Raw genomic sequence first — 19,202 nt, 5'->3', positions numbered from 1 at the left:
CGGGCGTCCGGTCCCACCGGGCGCCCGCCCTTCCCGTCGTCCACCGGCCCTACCCCCCGTTCGGGCCCGCGCACTCCATCCCCCGCGCTCCCGGCAGCGCCTCCAGGATGCCCTTGCGGGCGTCGCCGACGCCCCAGCCGGTCTCCCAGTCCTGCCGGTCCTGCGGGAACACCGGCACCCTGACCAGGGTGTACGTGCCGACCTTCAGGTCCGCCCTGGCACTGTCGAGCAGCGTTACCGTGATCGTCGGGTGGTCCGCCACGGACTGCTCGGGCCGGTAGTAGCGCTTCACCTTCAGCACGACGCGTACGTTCCCGTCGGCGGCGGGCGTGATGCTCTGTACGGTCCCCTCGACGAGGACCTTGGAGCACGCGAGGTGCGTCTCGGGCGAGTACGACGACTCGTTGCCCCCGCTGTCGTCATGCTTCGCGGCCGACGAGTCGGAGGAACCGCCGTCGGCGGCGCCCCCATGCATCCCGAGCCACACCATCCCGCCGAGCATCGCCGTGCCCGCGCCCACCACGAGGGTGCCGAGGGCGACCCCCGCGTAACGCCGGAACCAGAGCGGCGGGGACGGCCGGGACGGCCTCACCGGTTTCGGCGCCCTGAGCGACTTCGGCTTCCTGAGCGGCTTCGGTGTCCTGTGCGGTGCGGGGGCCGGCAACGGCTCGGCTTCGGACCGCCCGCCTCCCGCGACCGGTTTCGCTGGACTCGGTGTCTCCGCACCCGATGTCTCGGCGGCCAGCGTGTCGCCCATCATCCGCAGCTGTTCCCTGAGCAGGGCGACGTCCGCGAGGGCCGACCGGTGCTCCGCCTGGAACTCCGCGTCGTCCCGGGCGCCCTCGGGAAGGGGCTCGTCCGTGAGCGCGGCCAGCAGCGCGTCCATTCCTTCGTACTCGGCCACGTCACACCACCTCGTCCTCGTGCAGACGGGCGCGCAGCGCGCGGACCGCCGTGTGCAGCCTGCTCTTGACCGTGCCCTCCGGGATGCCGAGCTCCTCGGCGATGCCACGGACGGGCAGGTCGGCGTAGAAACGCAGCACGAGGATCTGCCGCTGGGCGTCCGGCAGTTCGTCCAGACCCTGGGCCACGGCGAGCGACATCACCTTCGTGTCCTCACCCGACTCCCCCGCGACCTGCTCCGGCGGCCTCAGCGAGGCCAGCCGCTCGCCGATCCGCTCCTGGCGGCGCCTCGCGCGATGCCAGTCCATCGCCAGGTTCGAGGCGACGACCGCCACCCACGCCGACACGTCACGCGGCGCCTCCGCCCCGCTCGCCGCCCGCTCCAGGAGCCGCAGCCGGACCTGCTGTACCCCGTCCGGCAGGTCCGCCTGCGGCACCCCGCCGAGCGCGAGCACGGCTCGCACCCGGCGCTCCTGGGCCGCGTCCAGAGGGTCGTCGAGCGTCCCCCCGGCGCTCTCCCCGCCCCCCTGGACGCGGCGGGCTTTTCTGCGCAGCACAGCCACCCCTCCCCTCGCCGCGTTTTCTCTAGGACGCCGCTGGTGCGGGAAACGTTCGGCCCGATCCGGGAGATCTTTTCGGCCCGATCGCGGAGATCTTTACGGACCCTCATCCTCCACATTTCCCGCTTATCGACTTCACACCGTCTCCACTGCCACCATGTGCCGCATGACGCACATCACCAAAGGTGCCAACACCCCTGTTCCCGCAGCTCTGTTGCGTGTGGCGGTCTGTCGGCGGAACGTTCCGGGGGCTCCGTCCGTGGATGCCTCGGCGCTGCTTCTCGACGCCCTGGGCAAGGTACGCGGCGACGCCGACCTGGTCTTCTACAACCAGCCCGCGCACCCCTCCGGGGCCGTACGCCACGCGGGCACGGCCGACGGCGGCGGGCAGCTCGCCGAGTGGCTGGAGCTGAACCTGCCGCACATCGAACCCGAGGTGCAGCGGGTGGTGATCGCCGGGTCCTGCGACGGCGGGGTCTTCGGCTCCGTGCCCGGGCTGAGTGTGCAGGCGCTCACCGGGGACGGCACCGTCGTCGCCCACTACGACGTGACCGACGCGTCCGACGAGACGGCCTTCGTGCTCGGCGAGTTCTACCGCAGGAACGGCACCTGGAAGTTCCGCGCGGTGGGCCAGGGCTACGCGTCCGGACTCGCGGGCCTCGCGACCGACTTCGGGATAGCGGTGGAGGATCCGACACCGCCCCCGATACCGGCGCCCATACCGGTTCCGGCCCCGACCGCACCACCCGCCTACGACGTCCGGGACGCGGTGCCGCCGCACCCCGGCCCGGCGCCGCAGGCACCGGTGGCGGCCGTCTCCTTCGGCCCCGACTTCCAGCCCTTCGTACAGCGCGGCCGCGGCAACGGGGTGGTCTCCGTCAACGCGCCCATTCCGCCTGGTCCGGTGGTCGTCGAGGCGTGGCACGAGGGGGAAGGCTACTTCTGCATGCACACCCTCGACCGCCGCAACAAGGACGACGACCTCCTCTACAACAGCACCCTGCGCGACTTCCGCGGCCGCACCCTCGTGCACCCGCCGGAGGGCATCCCCCTGCGGCTGCGGGTGGAGGCCGACAACGACTGGACGGTCATGGTCCAGCCGCTCTCGGTGACCCGCCGGCTGGACTCCCCGCTCCAGGGGTACGGCCCGGAGGTGGTGGCGTACACCGGCACCGCGGCCGACATCGACGTGGAGTTCGCCGGTGACGAGGACGGCAGCGGCTACTTCGCGCTCAGGAGCCAGGAGATCGCGAACCTGCGGAACCCGGACGAGTACGACCTGCTCGTCAACGAGACCGACGCGCTGCGCCAGACCGTGCCCGTCCCGGCCGGCCCCCTCCTGCTCCTCATCGAGGCCGACGGCCCCTGGCAGCTCACCGCCCGCCCCCTGCCCGTGCTCGACCGGGCCGCGGCCCAGGCCTCCGGCGTCTACACGGGCCGGGGCAAGAGCACGGTCACGCTGGTCAACCCGGCCCCGGGGCGGCCCGCGATCCTGGAGTACGCGATCTCGGACGAGGGCTCGTTCATGGGGTACGAGGTCAAACTGCTCGACGAGTACGACGACGAGGAAAAGCTTCTGCGGGGCGACAACAACGGGCGTCGCGGCCGCACACTCCTGTTCCGCAAGGGCGAGCCCGAAGCCAGGCTGCGGATCGAGGACGCCGGTGACTGGAGTCTTCGGCTGCTGCCGGTCGAGCAGGCGCAGCCGCTGACGGGCTCGGTGGAGGGCGTGGGCAGCACGGTGCTCGGCTACACCGGTCCGCCCGCCCTGGTCGGCCTGCGCCGGACCACCGGCGACGACGGCTGGCTGGACAGCTGGACCGTGCAGCCCGAGGGCAAGCGTGCGATCTGCGCGGACACGGCGGGGCGCCGCCGGCCGGTGACCGGCCCGCTGTGGGTGTCGGAGGCCGGGTACTGCTTCCTCCTGGTCCAGGCGGGTGACGAGACCGGCTGGCGGCTCGATCACGCTCCCCTCGACACGGCTCCCGCCCTCGGCGGACAGGGCCGCCAGGTGTCGGGGCAGGGCTATGGAGTCGTACGTCACACCGGTCCGGAAACCGAGATGATGCTCACCCACGAGGGCCGGGGCATGCTCGACCTGCTGGTGATCTGGGAGCTCGACGAAAGCCTGCGGCCCGTACGCCGGATCAGTACGGCCTCCGGGCTGCAGCGGCTGCCCGGGGGCTTCCTCCAGATCAGGACCAACGGAAACTGGACGATCGAGAACCGCGGCTGACCGCCCCTTCGCGGGACCCCCGGCCCGTCCCAGCACTCGGTCTCCGAGGTCAAAGGATTGGACAGGCGGGCCGGGGTGAGACGCATGATGGAAACACTGGCCAGTAATGCACAGGCAAAAGGAGTCGCCGTGAAGGTAGGAATCGTCGGAGCCACCGGTCAGGTCGGCACGGTCATGCTCAAGATCCTCGCTGAGCGGGACTTCCCGATGGAGACGCTGCGGCTGTTCGCCTCGGCGCGGTCGGCCGGTTCGACGATCGACTACAAGGACTCGGCCGTGACCGTGGAGGACGCCTCCACCGCCGACTACAGCGGTCTGGACATCGTCCTGTTCTCCGCGGGCGGCGCCACCTCCAAGGTCCTCGCCGAGAAGGTCGCCGCCCAGGGTGCCGTCGTGATCGACAACTCGTCGGCGTGGCGCAGGGACCCGGAGGTGCCCCTCGTGGTCTCCGAGGTGAACCCGCACGCGATCGCCGACCGTCCCAAGGGCATCATCGCCAACCCGAACTGCACGACGATGGCCGCGATGCCGGTGCTCAAGCCGCTCCACGAGGAGGCGGGCCTCGAAGCGCTGGTCGTCGCGACGTACCAGGCCGTGTCCGGGTCGGGGCTCGCGGGCGTGGCGGAGCTGCACGGTCAGGTGCAGAAGGTCGTGGCGGACGCGGACAAGCTGACGCACGACGGTTCCGCGGTCGACTTCCCCGAGCCGGGCGTCTACAAGCGCCCCATCGCCTTCAACGTGCTGCCGCTCGCCGGCTCGATCGTCGACGACGGTCTGAACGAGACGGACGAGGAGCAGAAGCTCCGCAACGAGTCCCGCAAGATCCTGGAGATCCCGGCGCTCAAGGTCTCCGGTACGTGTGTCCGCGTCCCGGTGTTCTCGGGCCACTCGCTCCAGGTCAACGCCCGTTTCGCGCGTCCGCTTTCGGTGGAGCGCGCCACGGAGCTCCTCGCGGGCGCCCCGGGTGTCACCCTCTCCGACATCCCGACCCCCCTCCAGGCCGCCGGCCAGGACCCCTCCTTCGTCGGCCGCATCCGCACCGACGAGACCGTCGACCACGGCCTCGCCCTCTTCGTCTCCAACGACAACCTCCGCAAGGGCGCGGCACTGAACGCGATCCAGATCGCGGAACTGGTGGCAGCGGAGCTCAAGGCCTGACCTGACCCTGGGGGCTGCCGCGCTCGTCCTCAAACGCCGGACAGGCTGAAATTCAGCCCCTCCGGCGTTTGAGGAGCGGGGGTTCGGGGGCGGAGCCCCTGAGTAAGTGACGGGAATGGGTAGGGGCGGCGGGGGCGAAAAAAGCCCTACGGCCGCCGCACCTCATACAGAAAGCACCCGTACTCCACCGCACGAACGTGCACCAGAGCCACCCCAGGATCGGCGAAGGCCTCAGAGAAGGCCGCGTCCAGCGATTCGTCGGGCATCGACGGCAGGTCGAGAAAACGCCCCCCGAGGATGCGCCCCTCGCGGGAGTACCGCCGCACGACACGCAACACCCCGGCCCGGGCGAACGGATATCGCTCGCCCCCACCCCCCACCGGCCCCCCACACTCCCCGGCGTGGACGAAGACGGGCCCCTGCTCGTCGTACGCCCCGGGGTCGACCCCCACCCCCGCGGCCCACCGCCGCAAGGGAGCGTACGAGACGAGAGCGACCCGCTCACCCGTCTCACTCCGCCGCAGACAGCACCGCAGCGGACTCCCGCCCTCCCCCTCCACGAACGGAACACACGCCCGCCCCGCGTCGTCGACGTCACGGAGTTCCTTCAGCGCACCCGGCTCGATCGGCCTCGCGGTATATGTCGTCATGCGTTCCAGACTCCCGCCCCCGCACGCCTCCCACCGGCGGGAAACGGACATCGCGTTCCCCGCATCAGCCGTGGAAGGATGGCGCAACCCACACATAACGAGGAGATGACCGCGTGCCTGGCACAAACCTGACCCGTGAAGAGGCGCAGCAGCGGGCGAAGCTGCTCACCGTTGACTCGTACGAGATCGATCTCGACCTCTCCGGCGCGCAGGGTGAGGAAGGCACCTACCGGTCCGTGACCACCGTGCGCTTCGACTCGGCCGAGACCGGCGCCGAGTCGTTCATCGACCTGGTGGCCCCGGCCGTCCTCGAAGTCACCCTCAACGGCGACTCCCTCGACCCGACCGAGGTCTTCAAGGACTCACGGATCGCGCTGCCCGGCATCCTGGAGGGCCGCAACGTCCTGCGGGTCGTCGCCGACTGCGCGTACACCAACACCGGTGAGGGTCTGCACCGGTTCGTCGACCCGGTCGACCAGCAGGCGTATCTCTACACGCAGTTCGAGGTCCCGGACGCCCGCCGTGTCTTCGCGAGCTTCGAGCAGCCGGACCTGAAGGCCACCTTCCAGTTCACCGTGAAGGCGCCCACCGGCTGGACCGTCATCTCCAACTCGCCGACGCCGGAGCCCAAGGACGACGTCTGGGTCTTCGAGCCGACGCCGCGTATCTCCACGTACATCACGGCGCTCATCCTGGGCCCGTACCACTCGGTGCACAGCGTGTACGAGAAGGACGGTCAGTCGGTTCCGCTCGGGATCTACTGCCGGCCCTCGCTCGCCGAGTTCCTCGACTCGGACGCGATCTTCGAGGTGACGCGGCAGGGCTTCGAGTGGTTCCAGGAGAAGTTCGACTACGCGTACCCGTTCAAGAAGTACGACCAGCTGTTCGTGCCGGAGTTCAACGCGGGCGCGATGGAGAACGCGGGCGCGGTCACCATCCGCGACCAGTACGTGTTCCGCTCGAAGGTCACGGACGCCGCATACGAGGTGCGGGCCTCCACGATCCTGCACGAGCTGGCGCACATGTGGTTCGGCGACCTGGTCACCATGGAGTGGTGGAACGACCTGTGGCTGAACGAGTCGTTCGCCACCTACGCCGAGGCCGCGTGCCAGGCGTACGCCCCCCAGTCGCGCTGGCCGCACTCCTGGACCACGTTCGCCAACTCCATGAAGACGTGGGCGTACCGGCAGGACCAACTGCCGTCCACGCACCCGATCATGGCCGAGATCAACGACCTCGACGACGTGCTGGTCAACTTCGACGGCATCACGTACGCCAAGGGCGCGAGCGTTCTCAAGCAGCTCGTCGCCTATGTCGGTGAGGACGAGTTCTTCCAGGGCGTGCAGGCCTACTTCAAGCGGCACGCGTTCGGCAACACGCGCCTGTCCGACCTGCTGGGCGCCCTGGAGGAGACCTCGGGGCGGGATCTGAAGACCTGGTCGAAGGCGTGGCTGGAGACGGCCGGCATCAACGTCCTGCGTCCGGAGATCGAGACGGACGCGAACGGCGTCATCACCTCCTTCGCCGTCCGCCAGGAGGCCCCCGCCCTGCCCACGGGCGCCAAGGGCGAGTCGACGCTGCGTCCACACCGCATCGCGATCGGCCTCTACGACCTCGATGACGACAGCGGCAAGCTGCTGCGGGAGGACAGCAACGAAGGCGCCGGCCGTATCGAGCTGGACGTCGAGGGCGAACTGACCGCCGTGCCCGAGCTGGTGGGCAGGCGCCGCCCGGCGGTGATCCTGCTCAACGACGACGATCTCTCGTACGCGAAGGTCCGGCTCGACGAGCAGTCGCTGGCCTTCGTCACCGAGCACCTCGGGGACTTCGAGTCCTCCCTGCCGCGCGCCCTGTGCTGGGCCTCGGCCTGGGACATGACGCGCGACGCCGAGCTGGCGACCCGCGACTACCTGTCCCTCGTGCTGTCCGGCATCGGCAAGGAGTCGGACATCGGCGTGGTGCAGTCGCTGCACCGGCAGGTGAAGCTGGCGATCGAGCTGTACGCCGACCCGACCGCACGCGAGGCACTGCTGACCCGCTGGACGGACGCCACTCTGGCCCACCTGAAGTCCGCCGCGGGCGGCAGCGACCACCAGCTGGCCTGGGCGCGCGCCTTCGCGGCGACGGCCCGTACGCCGGAGCAGCTGGACCTCCTGGAGGGCCTGCTCGACGGCCGGGAGACCATCGAGGGTCTGGCCGTCGACACCGAGCTGCGCTGGGCGTTCGTGCAGCAGCTCGCGGCGGTGGGGCGCTTCGACGAGGCGGAGATCGCGGGCGAGTACGACCGCGACAGGACGGCCGCCGGTGAGCGCCACGCGGCGACCGCCCGCTCCGCCCGCCCGACGGAGGAGGCGAAGTCGGAGGCCTGGGCGTCGGTCGTCGAGTCCGACAAGCTGCCGAACGCCGTGCAGGAGGCCGTGATCGGCGGCTTCGTCCAGACCGGCCAGCGCGAGCTGCTCGCCCCGTACACGGAGAAGTACTTCGCGGCGGTCAAGGACGTCTGGGACTCGCGCTCGCACGAGATGGCCCAGCAGATCGTGGTCGGGCTCTACCCGTCCGTCCAGGTCTCCGAGGAGACGCTCCGCAGGACGGACGAGTGGCTGGCCTCCGCCGAGCCCGGCCCGGCGCTGCGCCGGCTGATCTCGGAGTCCCGCGCTGGCATCGAGCGCGCGCTCAGGGCCCAGGCGGCGGACGCGGCGGCCACCACCCTGTAGGCCGTACGTGACGGCTACAGCCCCGTAGGCCGTACGTGATGGGGGCGCCCGGTGTGACACCGGGCGCCCTTCTTCATGCGCCGACCAGTTGCCGGGTCAGGTGCAGCATCGTGCGGATGTGCAGCGCGGTCTGCCGGTGCACCGGCACCCAGCGCGCGACGAAGGTGGTCTCCAGCTCCTGGCTCCAGTCGCGTACGAGGGTGTCGAGGGCCTCGGGCGGTTCGTCGAGGGCGCTGCGCATCATCGCGGCCGCGCGCAGGGGGATGCGGCGGGCGGCTATGCCGAGGGAGACGGAGTTGCCGACGGTGGTGGCGAGTTCGGCGTCGCCGAGGCCCTGCGCGTCGTGGGTGTTCCAGGTGTCCACCACGCCGGGGCCGATGTCCATGAGTTCGCGCGCCGCGGTGTGGAACGGCAGCCGGCGCTCGTCCGCGGGCGGCCGGTCGGCGAGCGCCCCGAGCACCTTCTCCAGCTGTTTGGCGCGGCTGAGCAGGATCTCGGCGGCCCGGGAGATCTCCCGCTGCGGCCGGCTGACGGGGCTCGGATCGCTCACGCCGGCCACGCTCCAGAAGGGGGTCTCGACGACGGCGGAGACCGTCCCGTGCCGCATCGCGTACATCCAGGTCGCCTGGGAGGTGTAGCCGGAGGGGTCGCGTTCGTCGGGAGGGCTGCCATCGGGCAGGACGAGCACTCCGGGGCTGTCGACGAACCAGCCCATGCCGTCGAACGGCCGGTACTCCAGCGGGATGCCGAGCTCCGCCGCCACGGACCGGAAGGCGCGTGGCGCTCCGGGTACGGGACGGGTCAACTGCAGGAACGATCCTCCTACTTCGACGCCGTGCAGGGAGAACTGGACCAGGGGCCGCAGCTCGTCGATGAGCCGGGTCAGCGCCCGGGACTCGGGCATCACGGTGTGCGGATCCGTGTCCACGGGCGGGAACTCGGGCTGGCTGACGAACGCGGGCCGGTAGAAGCCGCGGTAGTAGCCGTCCAGGGTCGGCGCCGAGGCCGGGTGCCCGGCGAACCGGCGCTCGCCGAGGGTCGTGCCGTCCGGGTCCAGACAGAGCAGGAAGTGCCAGGTGCAGCCGAGTTCGTCCAGGACACGCGGGTCCCGTACGAAGTCCTCGGCGAGGGTGAGCGACGAGGCGCCGCCGACCGGTTCGTTGGCGTGGGCGCCGGCCACGGTGAGTATCTGGTGCTCGCCGTGACCCGCGGAGAGCAGCCACAGGGGGCGGCCCGCGCGGGACGTTCCGACGGTTCGCAGACGCAGGGTGCCGGGCCGCTCCGCGACCATCGCCCGCGCGCGGTACGCCAGCTCGTCGACGGTGGGATACGGGTTTCCCCGGCTGCGAGCGCTCTCTGCCCTCACGCCAACTCCTCACCTCGGTACGGCCGTTGAGCGTCTCGAACGGGCGGTTCCGGGGGTCCGGGGAGCGCGCCCCGTCAAGGCTCGATGTGCCGGGTCAGGGTGTCAAGGGGCCCTTGGGGCGGCCGCGACGGAGATCAACTTGTGTGAATATGCCGGGTGCGTTTTCGCCCCCGCCGGGGCGAGAAAAGGTCACCCAGGACGGCGAGCCGTCAACGCCCGCGCCTCCGCCCGCAGAGCGTCAAGCACGGACGCCACCGCCGGCGCCCCCTCACCCCCACGCCGCACCGCGGCCACCACATGCCGCCGCGGCCGGTCGGCGTCGAGGGCCCGCGTGACCACGCCATCCCCTCGCCCCGCGACGGCCAGAGCCATCCGGGGCACCAGCGCGACCCCCATGCCCGCCCCCACCATGGCGAGGATGGCCGTCCACCCGGCCGCCGAATGCCCCTGCCGAGGGGCGAACCCGGCCGCCTCGCACGCCCCCCGCGTGATGTCGGACCACGCCCCGCTCCCCCCGAAGATCCACGACTCCCCCGCCAGATCGGCGAGCCGCACCTCCGCCGCCCCCGCCAGCACGTGGTCGACGGGCAGCGCGACATCCAGCGGATCGGCGAGCAACGGCACCCGGGTGAACCGCCCGTCCCCCGCGTCCGGCACGGCCCGCGCCGCGAGTGACAGCGCGAGATCGACCTCCCCGGCCCCCAGCAACTCGTACGCCTCCCCCGCCTCGGCCTCCCGCACCTGCACCCGGACCCCTGGCCGCGCCACCCGCAGCGCCCGCACGACGGGTACGACGAGCGCGGGCACGGCCGTGGAGAAGGCGCCCACCCGCACCTCCCCGACCTCCCCGACCTCCCCGTTCGTGTACGCCGCCAACTCCGCGTCCGCCCGCTCCAGTTGCTCGAACACCGCCTCCGCGTGCCGCAGGACGAGATGCGCCGCGCCGGTGAGCCGTACCCGCCGCCCCTGCGCCTCCAGCAGCGGCACACCGAGCTGCTTGGCGAGGTTGGTGAGCTGCTGGGAGACGGCCGAGGGGGTCAGCAGGAGGGCCTGTGCCGTCGCGGTGACGGTGCCCCGCTCGCGCAACGTACGCAGAATGATCAGCTTCTTGATGTCCCACTTGTCGTGCTCGGCCATGGACGGCAACCTATCCGGCGCTCCTGCCCGCCCCTCTTGTCCGGCACTCCTATCCGGCGCTGAGGACTACTCCGCCGATGATCAGCAGCATGCAGAGCAGTTGCACGGGACCAGTCGCCTCGCCCAGGACCACGTACGACAGCGCCGCCACACACACCGGCTGGAGGTAGTAGACCGCCCCGGCCCGGGCCGCGCCGATCAGCGCGATCGCCCTGCTCCAGGCGAAGAAGGCGAGCGCGGAGGAGAAGACGCCGACGTAGAGGATCGGCCCGACGGTCGACGGCGTCGGGTCGAAGGTGCCCTGCACGGCGAGACTCACCGCGTACGCCGGGAGCAGCATCGCCGTCCCGAGCACGAACGCCGCGAAGAGGAAGGCGAGTTGGTCGATCTCGCGCGGCTTGTGACGCAGCAGCGCGCTGTACGACGCGAAGCACGCGGCGGCCCCCGCCATCCAGAGATCCCCGGCACCGAAGTCGAGCGAGAGCCTCCCGCCGCCCATGAGCAGCAGGACCCCGGCGCAGGCGATCAGCATGCCCACGATCCGGCGCACCCCGAGACGTACGCCGCCGACGCGTTCGTACACCGCCATCAGGACCGGCGACGCGGCCATGATCATGCCCATGGTGCCCGCGGAGGTGGAGAGGGCCGCCTGGTTGACGAGGGTGTTGTACGCGGCGATGCCGAGGAGGGAGGCGAGGAGGAGGAAGCCGAGGTGGCGGCGGAGTACGTGCCGTTGCCGCCAGGCGGCCCGCGCCGCGAACGGGGCGAGGGCCGCGAGCGCCACGACCCAGCGCCAGAAGGCCTGTTGGACGGGCGGGACGCTGTCGTGCAGGGCGCGGGAGGTGACGAAGCTGCCGGACCAGACGACGGTGGCGACCGCCGCGAGCACGAGTCCGAGCCCGAGGCGGGGACGGGGACGGGGACGGGGGTGAGGGTCGGCGTCGGGTGCGGGCCCGGATGCGAGGCCGGATGCGGGGCCGGTTCGCTTTGCTCGGCCCGCGTCCGACGAATTGTGCGTACGGGTGGTCGGGTCCGGGACTCCCACGGTGCAACCCACGCCTCTCGTCCCGCCGCCTGGGAACTCGGTCGACGTGGCTCCACCGTCCCAGGGGTCAAACCGTCACGTCCATCGAATCTTTTCGACGACTCCTTTCAGCTGAGCTGAACGTTTCCTCGGTACGCGCAGGACGCGCAGGCCGCGCCCCGAGCTGGCCCAACACCGTCGCCCCGAAAGCCAGCGCCATGCCCGCCAACTGCACGGGGCCCAGCGCCTGGCCGAGCGCCGCCCAGCCGATGACGGCCGCCGTGAGCGGGGAGAGCGGGCCGAGGAAGGTGACCTGGGTGGCGGTGAGCCTGCCGATGCCGCGGAACCAGAGCCAGTACGCGACCGCCGTGTTGGCCAGCGCCAGATAGAGGTAGCCGCCGACCGCCCGGCCGTCGAGCGCGGGCGGCGTACCCTCCACGAGCAGCGCGACCGGGGCGATCAGCAGCCCGCCCGCGGTCAGCTGCCAGCCGGTGAGGGCCAGCGGGCCCACCCCCTCCGGACGCCCCCACCTCTTCGTCAGCACGGTGCCCGCGGACATCGACGCGGTCGCGGCGAGGGCCGCCGGCACACCCACGGCGTCCAGCGCACCCGCCGCCTTCAGCACGACCAGGCTCACCCCGAGGGCCGCCGCGATGCCCGTGAGGAGCGTACGGAGGGTCGGGCGCTCGCCGAGCAGGGCCGCCGCGAGACCCACCACGAAGAGCGGGCCGACAGAACCGACGACCGCCGCCATCCCGCCCGGCAGCCGGTACGCGGAGAGGAAGAGCAGCGGGAAGAAGGCGCCGATGTTCAGCGCGCCCAGGACCGCCGCCTTCCACCACCAGACCCCGCGGGGCAGCCTGCGGGCCAGGGCGAGCAGGACGAGCCCGGCCGGCAGGGCGCGCATCAGGCCCGTGAACAGGGGGCGGTCGGCCGGCAGGAACTCGGTGGTGACGGCGTAGGTACTGCCCCAGGAGACGGGCGCCAGGGCGGTGAGCGCTATGACGGTACTGCGATTCATGACCGGCTCCATGAGGGAGATGGCTTGAGAGAGATGGCTTGAGGGAATGGCCCGGGCGGGATGGCCCGGGGGGGGATGACTCGGGGACCTGGTTCCGCGAATTAGCTTGGCAGTAATTAGCTTAGTGCTAAGCAACTTATCGTCAAGTCACCTTCTTGCAGCCGGGTGACGCGGTGCGGATACTCGCCCCATGAGCACATCCAAGGCCGCCAGGACCCCCACGGACCCCGTCGACGCGATCATCGACCAGTGGGCCGCCGTCCGGCCCGACCTGGACACGGCCGCCATGGAGGTCTTCGGCCGCGTCTTCCGGCTCTCGCGGGCGATGGGCGACCGGATGGAGAAGACGTACGCGCGGCTCGGCATCTCGCGCGGCGAGTTCGACGTGCTCGCCACCCTGCGGCGGTCCGGCGACCCGTACACCCTCTCGCCCCGCCAGCTCTCGGCGACGCTGATGCTGACCACGGGCGGCATGACCGGCCGCCTCGACAAGCTGGAACGGGCCGGTCTGCTCCGCAGGTCCCCCGACCCCCACGACCGCCGCGCCCTCCAAGTGACGCTCACGGACAAGGGGTTGACGCTCGTCGACGAGGCGGTCGGGGCCGGGCTCACCGTCCAGACGGAGGCGTTGTCGTCCCTCGACGAGGGACAGGCCGGGCAACTGGCCGATCTGTTGCGCCAGTTGCTGTCCGGCACGGACCGGACGAGCCGCTAGCGACTCGCCGGAGAGGGGGGTCCTGTTCGTGGCCGCCCGCGGGTCGGATGCGGCTTGTCGCGCCCCTTGAAGGAGCGCGGGGTCAGTCCCGTCCCACCGTCGCCGCCAGTGCTGCTTCGAGTTCCTCGGCGGTCGGCTCCTCCGCCGCCCAGGCCGCGTAGCCGTCCGGGCGGATCAGGAGGGTTGTGCGACGGTCGCTTGCCCAACTGGCCACCGTGAGACGGTCCTTGCGGGCGCCTGAACCAGTGTCGATGCCGGTGCCGGGGGCCGTGGGCGCGTCGGACGGGGTGACCAGTACGAACCTGCCGCCGCGCAGGGCCTCGTACAGGCGGCCGTCCCGAAGTGCCAGGTCCGGGACGCGCCTGCCGACCAGGGGGTGGGCGCCGCGTGGGGACGGGTAGGAGTAGCCGATGCCGGTGATCCGGCCGATCATGCGGGTTCGGGCCGGGCGGGCGTGGTCCAGGAACGTGGTGAGCAGGGCGCGGGCCGCCAGCGTCCAGGGCCGGTTGGCCATCGCGAGCCGTACGATCCCGCCGCTGCTGCGGAGGACGGACTTTCCGACGGGGTGGCGCTCGGACTGGTAGGTGTCCAACAGGTCCGCTTGGGCGTGGCCGTTGAGTGTCGCCGCCAGTTTCCAGCTCAGGTTGGCGGCGTCCTGGAGGCCGGTGTTCATGCCCTGGCCGCCGGCCGGGGTGTGGACGTGCGCCGCGTCCCCGGCCAGGAAGACCCGGCCCACCCGGTAGGCCGGAGCTTGTCGCTCGTCGCTGTGGAAGCGGGACATCCAGCGAGCGTCGTGCATGCCGAAGTCGCGGCCGAGGGCGAGCCGGGTGATCTCCTTGACCTCGTCGAGGTCGAGGGGCGCGTCGTCGGCGACGTCGCGCCGGCGGTCCCAGCCGATCACCCGGTAGTAGCCGTCCCCGAAGGGCGCGAGGAACACGAACGCGTCCCCGACCGCGTTCACCGTCAGCAGCGTCTCCGGCTCCTGGGCGAGCCGGACGTCAGCGAGGACGACGGATCGGATAGCCGAACGCCCGGGAAACGGCAGCCCCACCGCCTCCCGCACGGCACTGCGCATCCCGTCCGTCCCGACGACGTACGCGGCCCGCAACTCCTCCGGACCCCTGTCGGCTCCGGCGACTCCGGCGACTCCGGCGACTCCGGCGAGCGTGCGCACCCGGAGGGTCACCCCGTCCGCGTCCTGGACCAGCCCGGTCACCTCGGTCTCGTACGCGAACCGCGCCCCGGCCTCCACCGCCCGCCGCTCCAACGCCCGCTCCACCTCGTACTGCGGCAGCACGAGCAGGTGGTTGAACCGGGACGGGAGGGTGGTCAGGTCGACGGTCAGGCGGGAGAAGAGCCGGAGCCGGTCGAGCGTCTGCCCCTTGCTCTCCAGTTCGTCGGCGAGGCCTCGGGCGTCGAGCTGCTCCAGCGTGCGGGCGTGCAGGACGAACGCGCGGGAGAGGTTGCTGGTCCGGTGCGGGCGCTTCTCGACGAGGGTGACGGGGATGCCGGCGGCGGCGAGATCGCCGGCCAGCAGCAGACCGGTGGGTCCCGCGCCGACGACGATGACGTCGCGGGAAGCGACAGCCGCAGCGGCAGCGGCAGCATCAGCGGTGCGGGAGGTGCCGTTGTTGTCGGTCGTGCCGGTCGTGCCTGCCATGACGGCCTCCTGGTGCCAACGGTTGTTGGTCAAGGGCTGTTGGCCAACACCGGATGGCCCGGCTGCTTGCCAACACTCGTAGGCCAACACTTGTAGGCCAACGCCCGTTTGCCACCATAGGGCGACACCCCTGGCACGTCAACAACTGTTGGCCTACGCTTGTTGGCATGACCGACACCGACTCCCCCACCCGGCCCCCTCAGCCCGCCCGCCGCTCCGACGCCACCCGCGCCACGATCCTCACCGCCGCTCGCGAACGCTTCGCCGCCGACGGGTACGAGCGCGCGACCATCCGCGCCATCGCCCGTGACGCGAAGATCGACCCGTCGATGGTGATGCGCTACTACGGCAACAAGGAGGGCCTGTTCGCGGCGGCCGTCGACATCGATCTGCGGCTGCCGGTGCCGGAGAAGGTGCCGAAGGAAGAGGCCGGCCGGATCTTCGTCGAGCACTTCGTGGCGCTGTGGGAGAAGAACGAGGTGCTCACGGCGTTGCTGCGGGTCGGAGTCACCAACGCCGCCGGAGCCGAGCGCATGCAGGGCATCTTCAAGGAGCAGTTGGTGCCGGTGGCCCTGCGCGTCTGCCCCGACCCCGAGCAGGTCCCGGCCCGCGCCGCGCTCGTCGCGTCACAGATGCTGGGCATGGCGCTGACCCGGTACGTCCTGCGCCTCCCGCCCGCCGTGGACCTGACCCGCGAGGAGATCGTGGCCTGGCTGGCGCCGACCGTCCAGCGCTACCTGACGGCCCCGGACCCGGGCCCCTCCCACTGAAGCCCCAGCCGCAACCGCCGAACGCGGTGCCCGCACCGGCCGACGGCCGACCGGCCGGGAACACGTCGAGGGCACCGTCCTCGTGTACGTACGACGAATGCCGTAGGTACACGAGGACGGTGCCCTCGAAGCGGAAAGCCTCAGTGGCCGGAGCGGGCCGAGGTCAGGAGGACTTCACGGCCGCCTTCGTCGGAGCCTTGCCGTTGGCCTTGCCCTTCGCCTTCGGGTGACGGTCCGTCGACCCGTCGAGGACCCAGACCAGACCGGCGATGAGCAGGAACAGCCCGATCGGCGCCACGACGTAGAGCCCCAGCGTCTCGATGACGCTCAGGCCCGGACCGGGATCGTCGCCGTCGTCAGGCGTCACCGCGAGCGCGGGGGACGACATCAGCAGCATCATCAGCGTCGTACCGGCAGCCAGGGCGCCGGCGCGCAGGGCGTTCTTCTTGTCCACGGTGCAAACGTAGCGAACACCTAATCCGGGCGCGCGCCCGGGGGTGCCGAACGAGGCGGAGTGGCTCCCGCGTCCGGCCCGCAGCCGCCCACCGCGCGACCCTCCCGGCCCGCGCGCAGCACGTCGATGAGGGCGTGCAGCCGGGGTGAGGCGGCGAGTTCCTCCAGGGTTACGGGGCGGCCCTCGGCGTCGGCAACGGGCAGGCGCCAGTTGGGGTACTGGTCCCAGGTGCCGGGCAGGTTCTGCGGGCGGCGGTCGCCGACGGCGTCCGGGAGCCAGAGGCCGATCATGCGGGCGGGGGTGCGCAGCAGGAACCGGTGCAGGCCCTGGATCTGCGCCTCCTCCGAGTCCTCCGACTGCCCGCCGGAGGCTCCTTGGAGCAGTCCGAGCCGGGCGAGCAGTGCCAGCCACTCCCCCACGTCGGTGGCGGCCTCGGCCCGTTCCTCCTCCACGGGGCGGGTCAACAGGCCCAGCCGGTCGCGGAGTTCGACGTGGTCGCCGGTGAGCCGGGACGCGGTGGGCGGCAGGTCGTGGGTGGTGGCGGTGGCGAGGCAGTCGGCACGCCAGCCTTCGGCGGGCAACGGCAGGCCCGTACCGTCCCAGTCGCGTTCGAACCACAGCACCGAGGTGCCGAGCACGCCGTGTTCGTGGAGTTTCTCCCGGACGCCCGGTTCGACGGTGCCGAGGTCCTCGCCGATCACCAGTGCCCCGGCGCGGTACGCCTCCAGCGCGAGGATCGCGAGCATGGCCTCGGCGTCGTAACGGACGTACGTGCCCTCGGTGGCCGGGCGGCCCTGTGGGATCCACCAGAGGCGGAAGAGGCCCATGACGTGGTCGATGCGGAGGGCGCCGGCGTACCGGAAGAGGGCGCGCAGGAGGCGGCGGTAGGGGGCGTAGCCGGACGCGGCGAGGCGGTCCGGGCGCCACGGCGGCAGCCCCCAGTCCTGGCCCTGCACGCTGAACGCGTCCGGGGGCGCGCCGACCGACATGCCCGCCGCGAAGTACTCCTGCTGCGCCCAGGCGTCGGCTCCGCCGGGGTGGACGCCCACCGCGAGGTCGTGCACGAGCCCCACGCCCATGCCCGCGTCGCGCGCGCTGCGCTGGGCGGTGGCGAGCTGGGCGTCCGTGAGCCAGGCGAGGCGGCCGTGGAAGTCGACGCGGTCCATCAACTCGCCCCGGGCGCGGGCGGTTTCGGCCGAGCGGGGGTCGCGCAGGGCGGCCGGCCACTTCTGCCAGTCGGAGCCGTACACCTCGGCGAGCGCGCACCAGGTGGCGTGGTCCTCCAGGGCCTCGCCCTCCTCGGCGAGGAAGTCGCAGTAGGCGGCGCGGCGTCCGGGCCCGAGCGGCACGTCCCGCACGAGCTCCAGGGCCTCGCGCTTCAGCTCCCACACGGCGTCGCGGTCGATCAACGCGCCTTTGTCCAGCACGGATTCGCGCTGCCGTCCGGCCCGCTCCAGAAGCGTACGGACGCGGTCGCGGTCACGCTCTCCGGCGTACGCGAACTCGGGGACGTCCTCGACCCTCAGGTACACGGGGTCGGGGTAGCGGCGGGAGGAGGGCCGGTACGGGGAGGGGTCGGTGGGTGTGCCGGGCACGGCCGCGTGCATCGGGTTGACCTGTACGAACCCGGCGCCGAGCGCCCGTCCCGCCCAGGCCGTCAGCTCGGCGAGGTCCCCGAGGTCGCCCATGCCCCAGGAGCGCCGGGACAGCAGCGAGTAGACCTGCACGAGCAGCCCGTACGTACGCCCCGGTGCCGCGGGCAGCCGCCTCGGCGCGACGACGAGATGGGCGCGGGCGGTCCGTCCGTCGGGAGCGGTGGCCTCCAACTCGTGCACACCGAGGGGCAGTTGCTCGGCGGAGGCACGCGTCTCCCCCTGCTCGGTACGGATCCGCAGCCGGGTCCCGGCGGGCAGCGCGGCGAGGGCGGAGTCGAGCGAGGAGTCTCCCGGGAGGCCGGGAGGGGCGGCCGAGACGGCCGGGTCCTGGCCCGCCTGCGTGCTCTCGTCCACCGCGGGCCGGTTCTCGTCCGGCGCGGGCCTGCCCTCGCCCGGCGCAACTGGGCTCTCGTCCAGCGTGCGCCCGTCGTCGCCCGCCCCCGGGGCGGGTTCGCGCGCCCCGGGGCCGTCGTCGCTCCCGGCGGCCGTCGCCGCGCCGCTCCAGCACACCAGTGTCGGTGGGAGCAGTCGTTCCCGTAGCTCCGTCTCGCGCGCCGTGAGCGCCGTGCGGACGGCGTCCGGGGTGTCGGCGGCGACGCCCAGTGCGGCGAGGACGGCGACGACCGCGGCGTCCGAGGCCGCGACCGTGCGCCCCGGGGACGGGCTGAAGGAGGTGGCGACGCCGTGCAGCGCGGCGAGCCGGGAGAGCGGCATCAGACCCCCGATGGGTCCAGGCCCGCGGCGGCGCCCGTGGAGGTGGGCTCGCTCGTCAGGGGCGCGGCGTCGGCGAGGGGCGGTTCGCTGGTGAGGGGGGCGGCGTCGGGCAGCGGCGGCTCACTGGTGAGCGGCGTCTCCGCACAGGGCCCTTCGGCGGTGAAGACACAGATGCACGGGTCGGGGTCGGCGGGCCGGTCCGCCGGGCGTTTGGAGAGGGCCGAGAGCAGAAGCTGTGCTGATGCGGCCACGGGGGCCTCCTTGCTCGTTGCGGGTTGCCGTACGGCATCCGTCCCGGGTAGCCGTACGGCGGGTCAGGGCAGCCCTACCCAGCGGGCGGGCGCGCAGACGTGACAGCCCGGACAACGTGCCCTTGTTCACATTCTGACCCTTCTGCGCCGGGTGACCAAGAGCGCCCGCGCGACCACCGTCCGCGACCGGGCTCCTCCCGGGGTACGGCCCAGG

At 72.0% G+C, this 19,202-nt stretch carries 16 protein-coding genes; 5 read left to right on the top strand and 11 right to left on the bottom strand.

Annotated features, from left to right (window positions below; genetic code table 11):
- Positions 1-49: 49 nt before the first annotated feature.
- Positions 50-904, bottom strand: coding sequence for a hypothetical protein (locus tag ACH4YP_RS17410; RefSeq protein WP_398491067.1), 855 nt, complete (start codon positions 902-904; stop codon positions 50-52).
- A 1-nt stretch (position 905) separates the two neighbouring features.
- Positions 906-1,466 (bottom strand): RNA polymerase sigma factor, encoded by a 561-nt coding sequence (locus ACH4YP_RS17405; protein WP_398491066.1) that lies wholly within the window; start codon positions 1,464-1,466, stop codon positions 906-908.
- A gap of 163 nt (positions 1,467-1,629) precedes the next feature.
- On the opposite strand from ACH4YP_RS17405, the gene ACH4YP_RS17400 reads away from it, so the two are divergent.
- Together ACH4YP_RS17400 and ACH4YP_RS17395 are read left to right on the top strand one after the other, a co-directional pair.
- Entirely contained in the window at positions 1,630-3,699 is a 2,070-nt protein-coding gene (locus ACH4YP_RS17400) for a TerD family protein (protein ID WP_398491065.1), read from the top strand.
- A gap of 129 nt (positions 3,700-3,828) precedes the next feature.
- The gene (locus tag ACH4YP_RS17395; RefSeq protein WP_398491064.1) at positions 3,829-4,857 is read left to right on the top strand and encodes an aspartate-semialdehyde dehydrogenase; all 1,029 of its coding nucleotides are present in this window, start codon (positions 3,829-3,831) and stop codon (positions 4,855-4,857) included.
- Positions 4,858-5,003: 146 nt separating this feature from the next.
- Here the strand turns inward: ACH4YP_RS17395 and ACH4YP_RS17390 are convergent, their stop codons facing one another.
- The gene (locus tag ACH4YP_RS17390) at positions 5,004-5,507 is read right to left on the bottom strand and encodes a DUF1203 domain-containing protein (RefSeq protein WP_398491063.1); all 504 of its coding nucleotides are present in this window, start codon (positions 5,505-5,507) and stop codon (positions 5,004-5,006) included.
- A gap of 113 nt (positions 5,508-5,620) precedes the next feature.
- Between ACH4YP_RS17390 and pepN the strand changes: the two genes are divergently transcribed.
- Entirely contained in the window at positions 5,621-8,221 is a 2,601-nt protein-coding gene (gene pepN, locus ACH4YP_RS17385; RefSeq protein ID WP_398491062.1) for an aminopeptidase N, read from the top strand.
- Between the two features lie 73 nt (positions 8,222-8,294).
- Here the strand turns inward: pepN and ACH4YP_RS17380 are convergent, their stop codons facing one another.
- The 4 genes from ACH4YP_RS17380 to ACH4YP_RS17365 form a co-directional block, all read right to left on the bottom strand.
- The gene (locus ACH4YP_RS17380) at positions 8,295-9,587 is read right to left on the bottom strand and encodes a M14 family zinc carboxypeptidase (RefSeq protein ID WP_361064148.1); all 1,293 of its coding nucleotides are present in this window, start codon (positions 9,585-9,587) and stop codon (positions 8,295-8,297) included.
- A gap of 189 nt (positions 9,588-9,776) precedes the next feature.
- Entirely contained in the window at positions 9,777-10,724 is a 948-nt protein-coding gene (locus ACH4YP_RS17375) for a LysR substrate-binding domain-containing protein (protein WP_398491061.1), read from the bottom strand.
- Positions 10,725-10,773: 49 nt separating this feature from the next.
- Entirely contained in the window at positions 10,774-11,613 is an 840-nt protein-coding gene (locus ACH4YP_RS17370; protein WP_398491060.1) for a DMT family transporter, read from the bottom strand.
- Between the two features lie 223 nt (positions 11,614-11,836).
- A complete protein-coding gene (locus ACH4YP_RS17365) occupies positions 11,837-12,769 on the bottom strand; it encodes an EamA family transporter (protein WP_361064143.1) in 933 nt (310 codons plus the stop codon).
- Between the two features lie 190 nt (positions 12,770-12,959).
- On the opposite strand from ACH4YP_RS17365, the gene ACH4YP_RS17360 reads away from it, so the two are divergent.
- A complete protein-coding gene (locus ACH4YP_RS17360) occupies positions 12,960-13,484 on the top strand; it encodes a MarR family transcriptional regulator (RefSeq protein WP_361064141.1) in 525 nt (174 codons plus the stop codon).
- A gap of 82 nt (positions 13,485-13,566) precedes the next feature.
- Here the strand turns inward: ACH4YP_RS17360 and ACH4YP_RS17355 are convergent, their stop codons facing one another.
- Positions 13,567-15,144 (bottom strand): FAD-dependent monooxygenase, encoded by a 1,578-nt coding sequence (locus tag ACH4YP_RS17355; protein ID WP_398491059.1) that lies wholly within the window; start codon positions 15,142-15,144, stop codon positions 13,567-13,569.
- A gap of 167 nt (positions 15,145-15,311) precedes the next feature.
- On the opposite strand from ACH4YP_RS17355, the gene ACH4YP_RS17350 reads away from it, so the two are divergent.
- Positions 15,312-15,914, top strand: a complete 603-nt coding sequence (locus ACH4YP_RS17350) for a TetR family transcriptional regulator (protein WP_361064135.1) — start codon at positions 15,312-15,314, stop codon at positions 15,912-15,914.
- 163 nt (positions 15,915-16,077) lie between these two features.
- On the opposite strand, the gene ACH4YP_RS17345 is transcribed toward ACH4YP_RS17350, so the two are convergent.
- Genes ACH4YP_RS17345 through ACH4YP_RS17335 form a run of 3 tightly spaced genes read right to left on the bottom strand, consistent with a single transcriptional unit; the run spans position 16,078 to position 18,988 of the window.
- The gene (locus ACH4YP_RS17345; protein WP_361073379.1) at positions 16,078-16,368 is read right to left on the bottom strand and encodes a hypothetical protein; all 291 of its coding nucleotides are present in this window, start codon (positions 16,366-16,368) and stop codon (positions 16,078-16,080) included.
- Between the two features lie 20 nt (positions 16,369-16,388).
- Positions 16,389-18,737 carry a 4-alpha-glucanotransferase gene (gene malQ / locus ACH4YP_RS17340; RefSeq protein ID WP_398491058.1) on the bottom strand — a complete coding sequence of 783 codons (2,349 nt, stop codon included), beginning with the start codon at positions 18,735-18,737 and terminating at the stop codon, positions 16,389-16,391.
- Positions 18,737-18,988 (bottom strand): hypothetical protein, encoded by a 252-nt coding sequence (locus ACH4YP_RS17335; RefSeq protein WP_398491057.1) that lies wholly within the window; start codon positions 18,986-18,988, stop codon positions 18,737-18,739. The genes malQ and ACH4YP_RS17335 overlap by 1 nt, the downstream gene beginning before the upstream one ends.
- Positions 18,989-19,202 lie beyond the last annotated feature (214 nt).

The organism is Streptomyces sp. NPDC020747 (genome assembly GCF_044334695.1).
In the GTDB taxonomy this organism is placed as follows: domain Bacteria; phylum Actinomycetota; class Actinomycetes; order Streptomycetales; family Streptomycetaceae; genus Streptomyces.
Note: the sequence above shows the minus strand (reverse complement) of the source record. Positions and strands in the feature narration are given on the sequence as shown.

Bases quoted from the DNA above. Each gene is read 5' to 3' on its own strand.
- ACH4YP_RS17360 (WP_361064141.1), top strand. From the start codon at position 12,960: ATGAGCACATCCAAGGCCGCCAGGACCCCCACGGACCCCGTCGACGCG.
- malQ (WP_398491058.1), bottom strand. From the start codon at position 18,737: ATGCCGCTCTCCCGGCTCGCCGCGCTGCACGGCGTCGCCACCTCCTTC.
- ACH4YP_RS17365 (WP_361064143.1), bottom strand. From the start codon at position 12,769: ATGAATCGCAGTACCGTCATAGCGCTCACCGCCCTGGCGCCCGTCTCC.
- ACH4YP_RS17350 (WP_361064135.1), top strand. From the start codon at position 15,312: ATGACCGACACCGACTCCCCCACCCGGCCCCCTCAGCCCGCCCGCCGC.
- ACH4YP_RS17400 (WP_398491065.1), top strand. From the start codon at position 1,630: ATGACGCACATCACCAAAGGTGCCAACACCCCTGTTCCCGCAGCTCTG.
- ACH4YP_RS17375 (WP_398491061.1), bottom strand. From the start codon at position 10,724: ATGGCCGAGCACGACAAGTGGGACATCAAGAAGCTGATCATTCTGCGT.
- ACH4YP_RS17390 (WP_398491063.1), bottom strand. From the start codon at position 5,507: ATGACGACATATACCGCGAGGCCGATCGAGCCGGGTGCGCTGAAGGAA.
- ACH4YP_RS17355 (WP_398491059.1), bottom strand. From the start codon at position 15,144: ATGGCAGGCACGACCGGCACGACCGACAACAACGGCACCTCCCGCACC.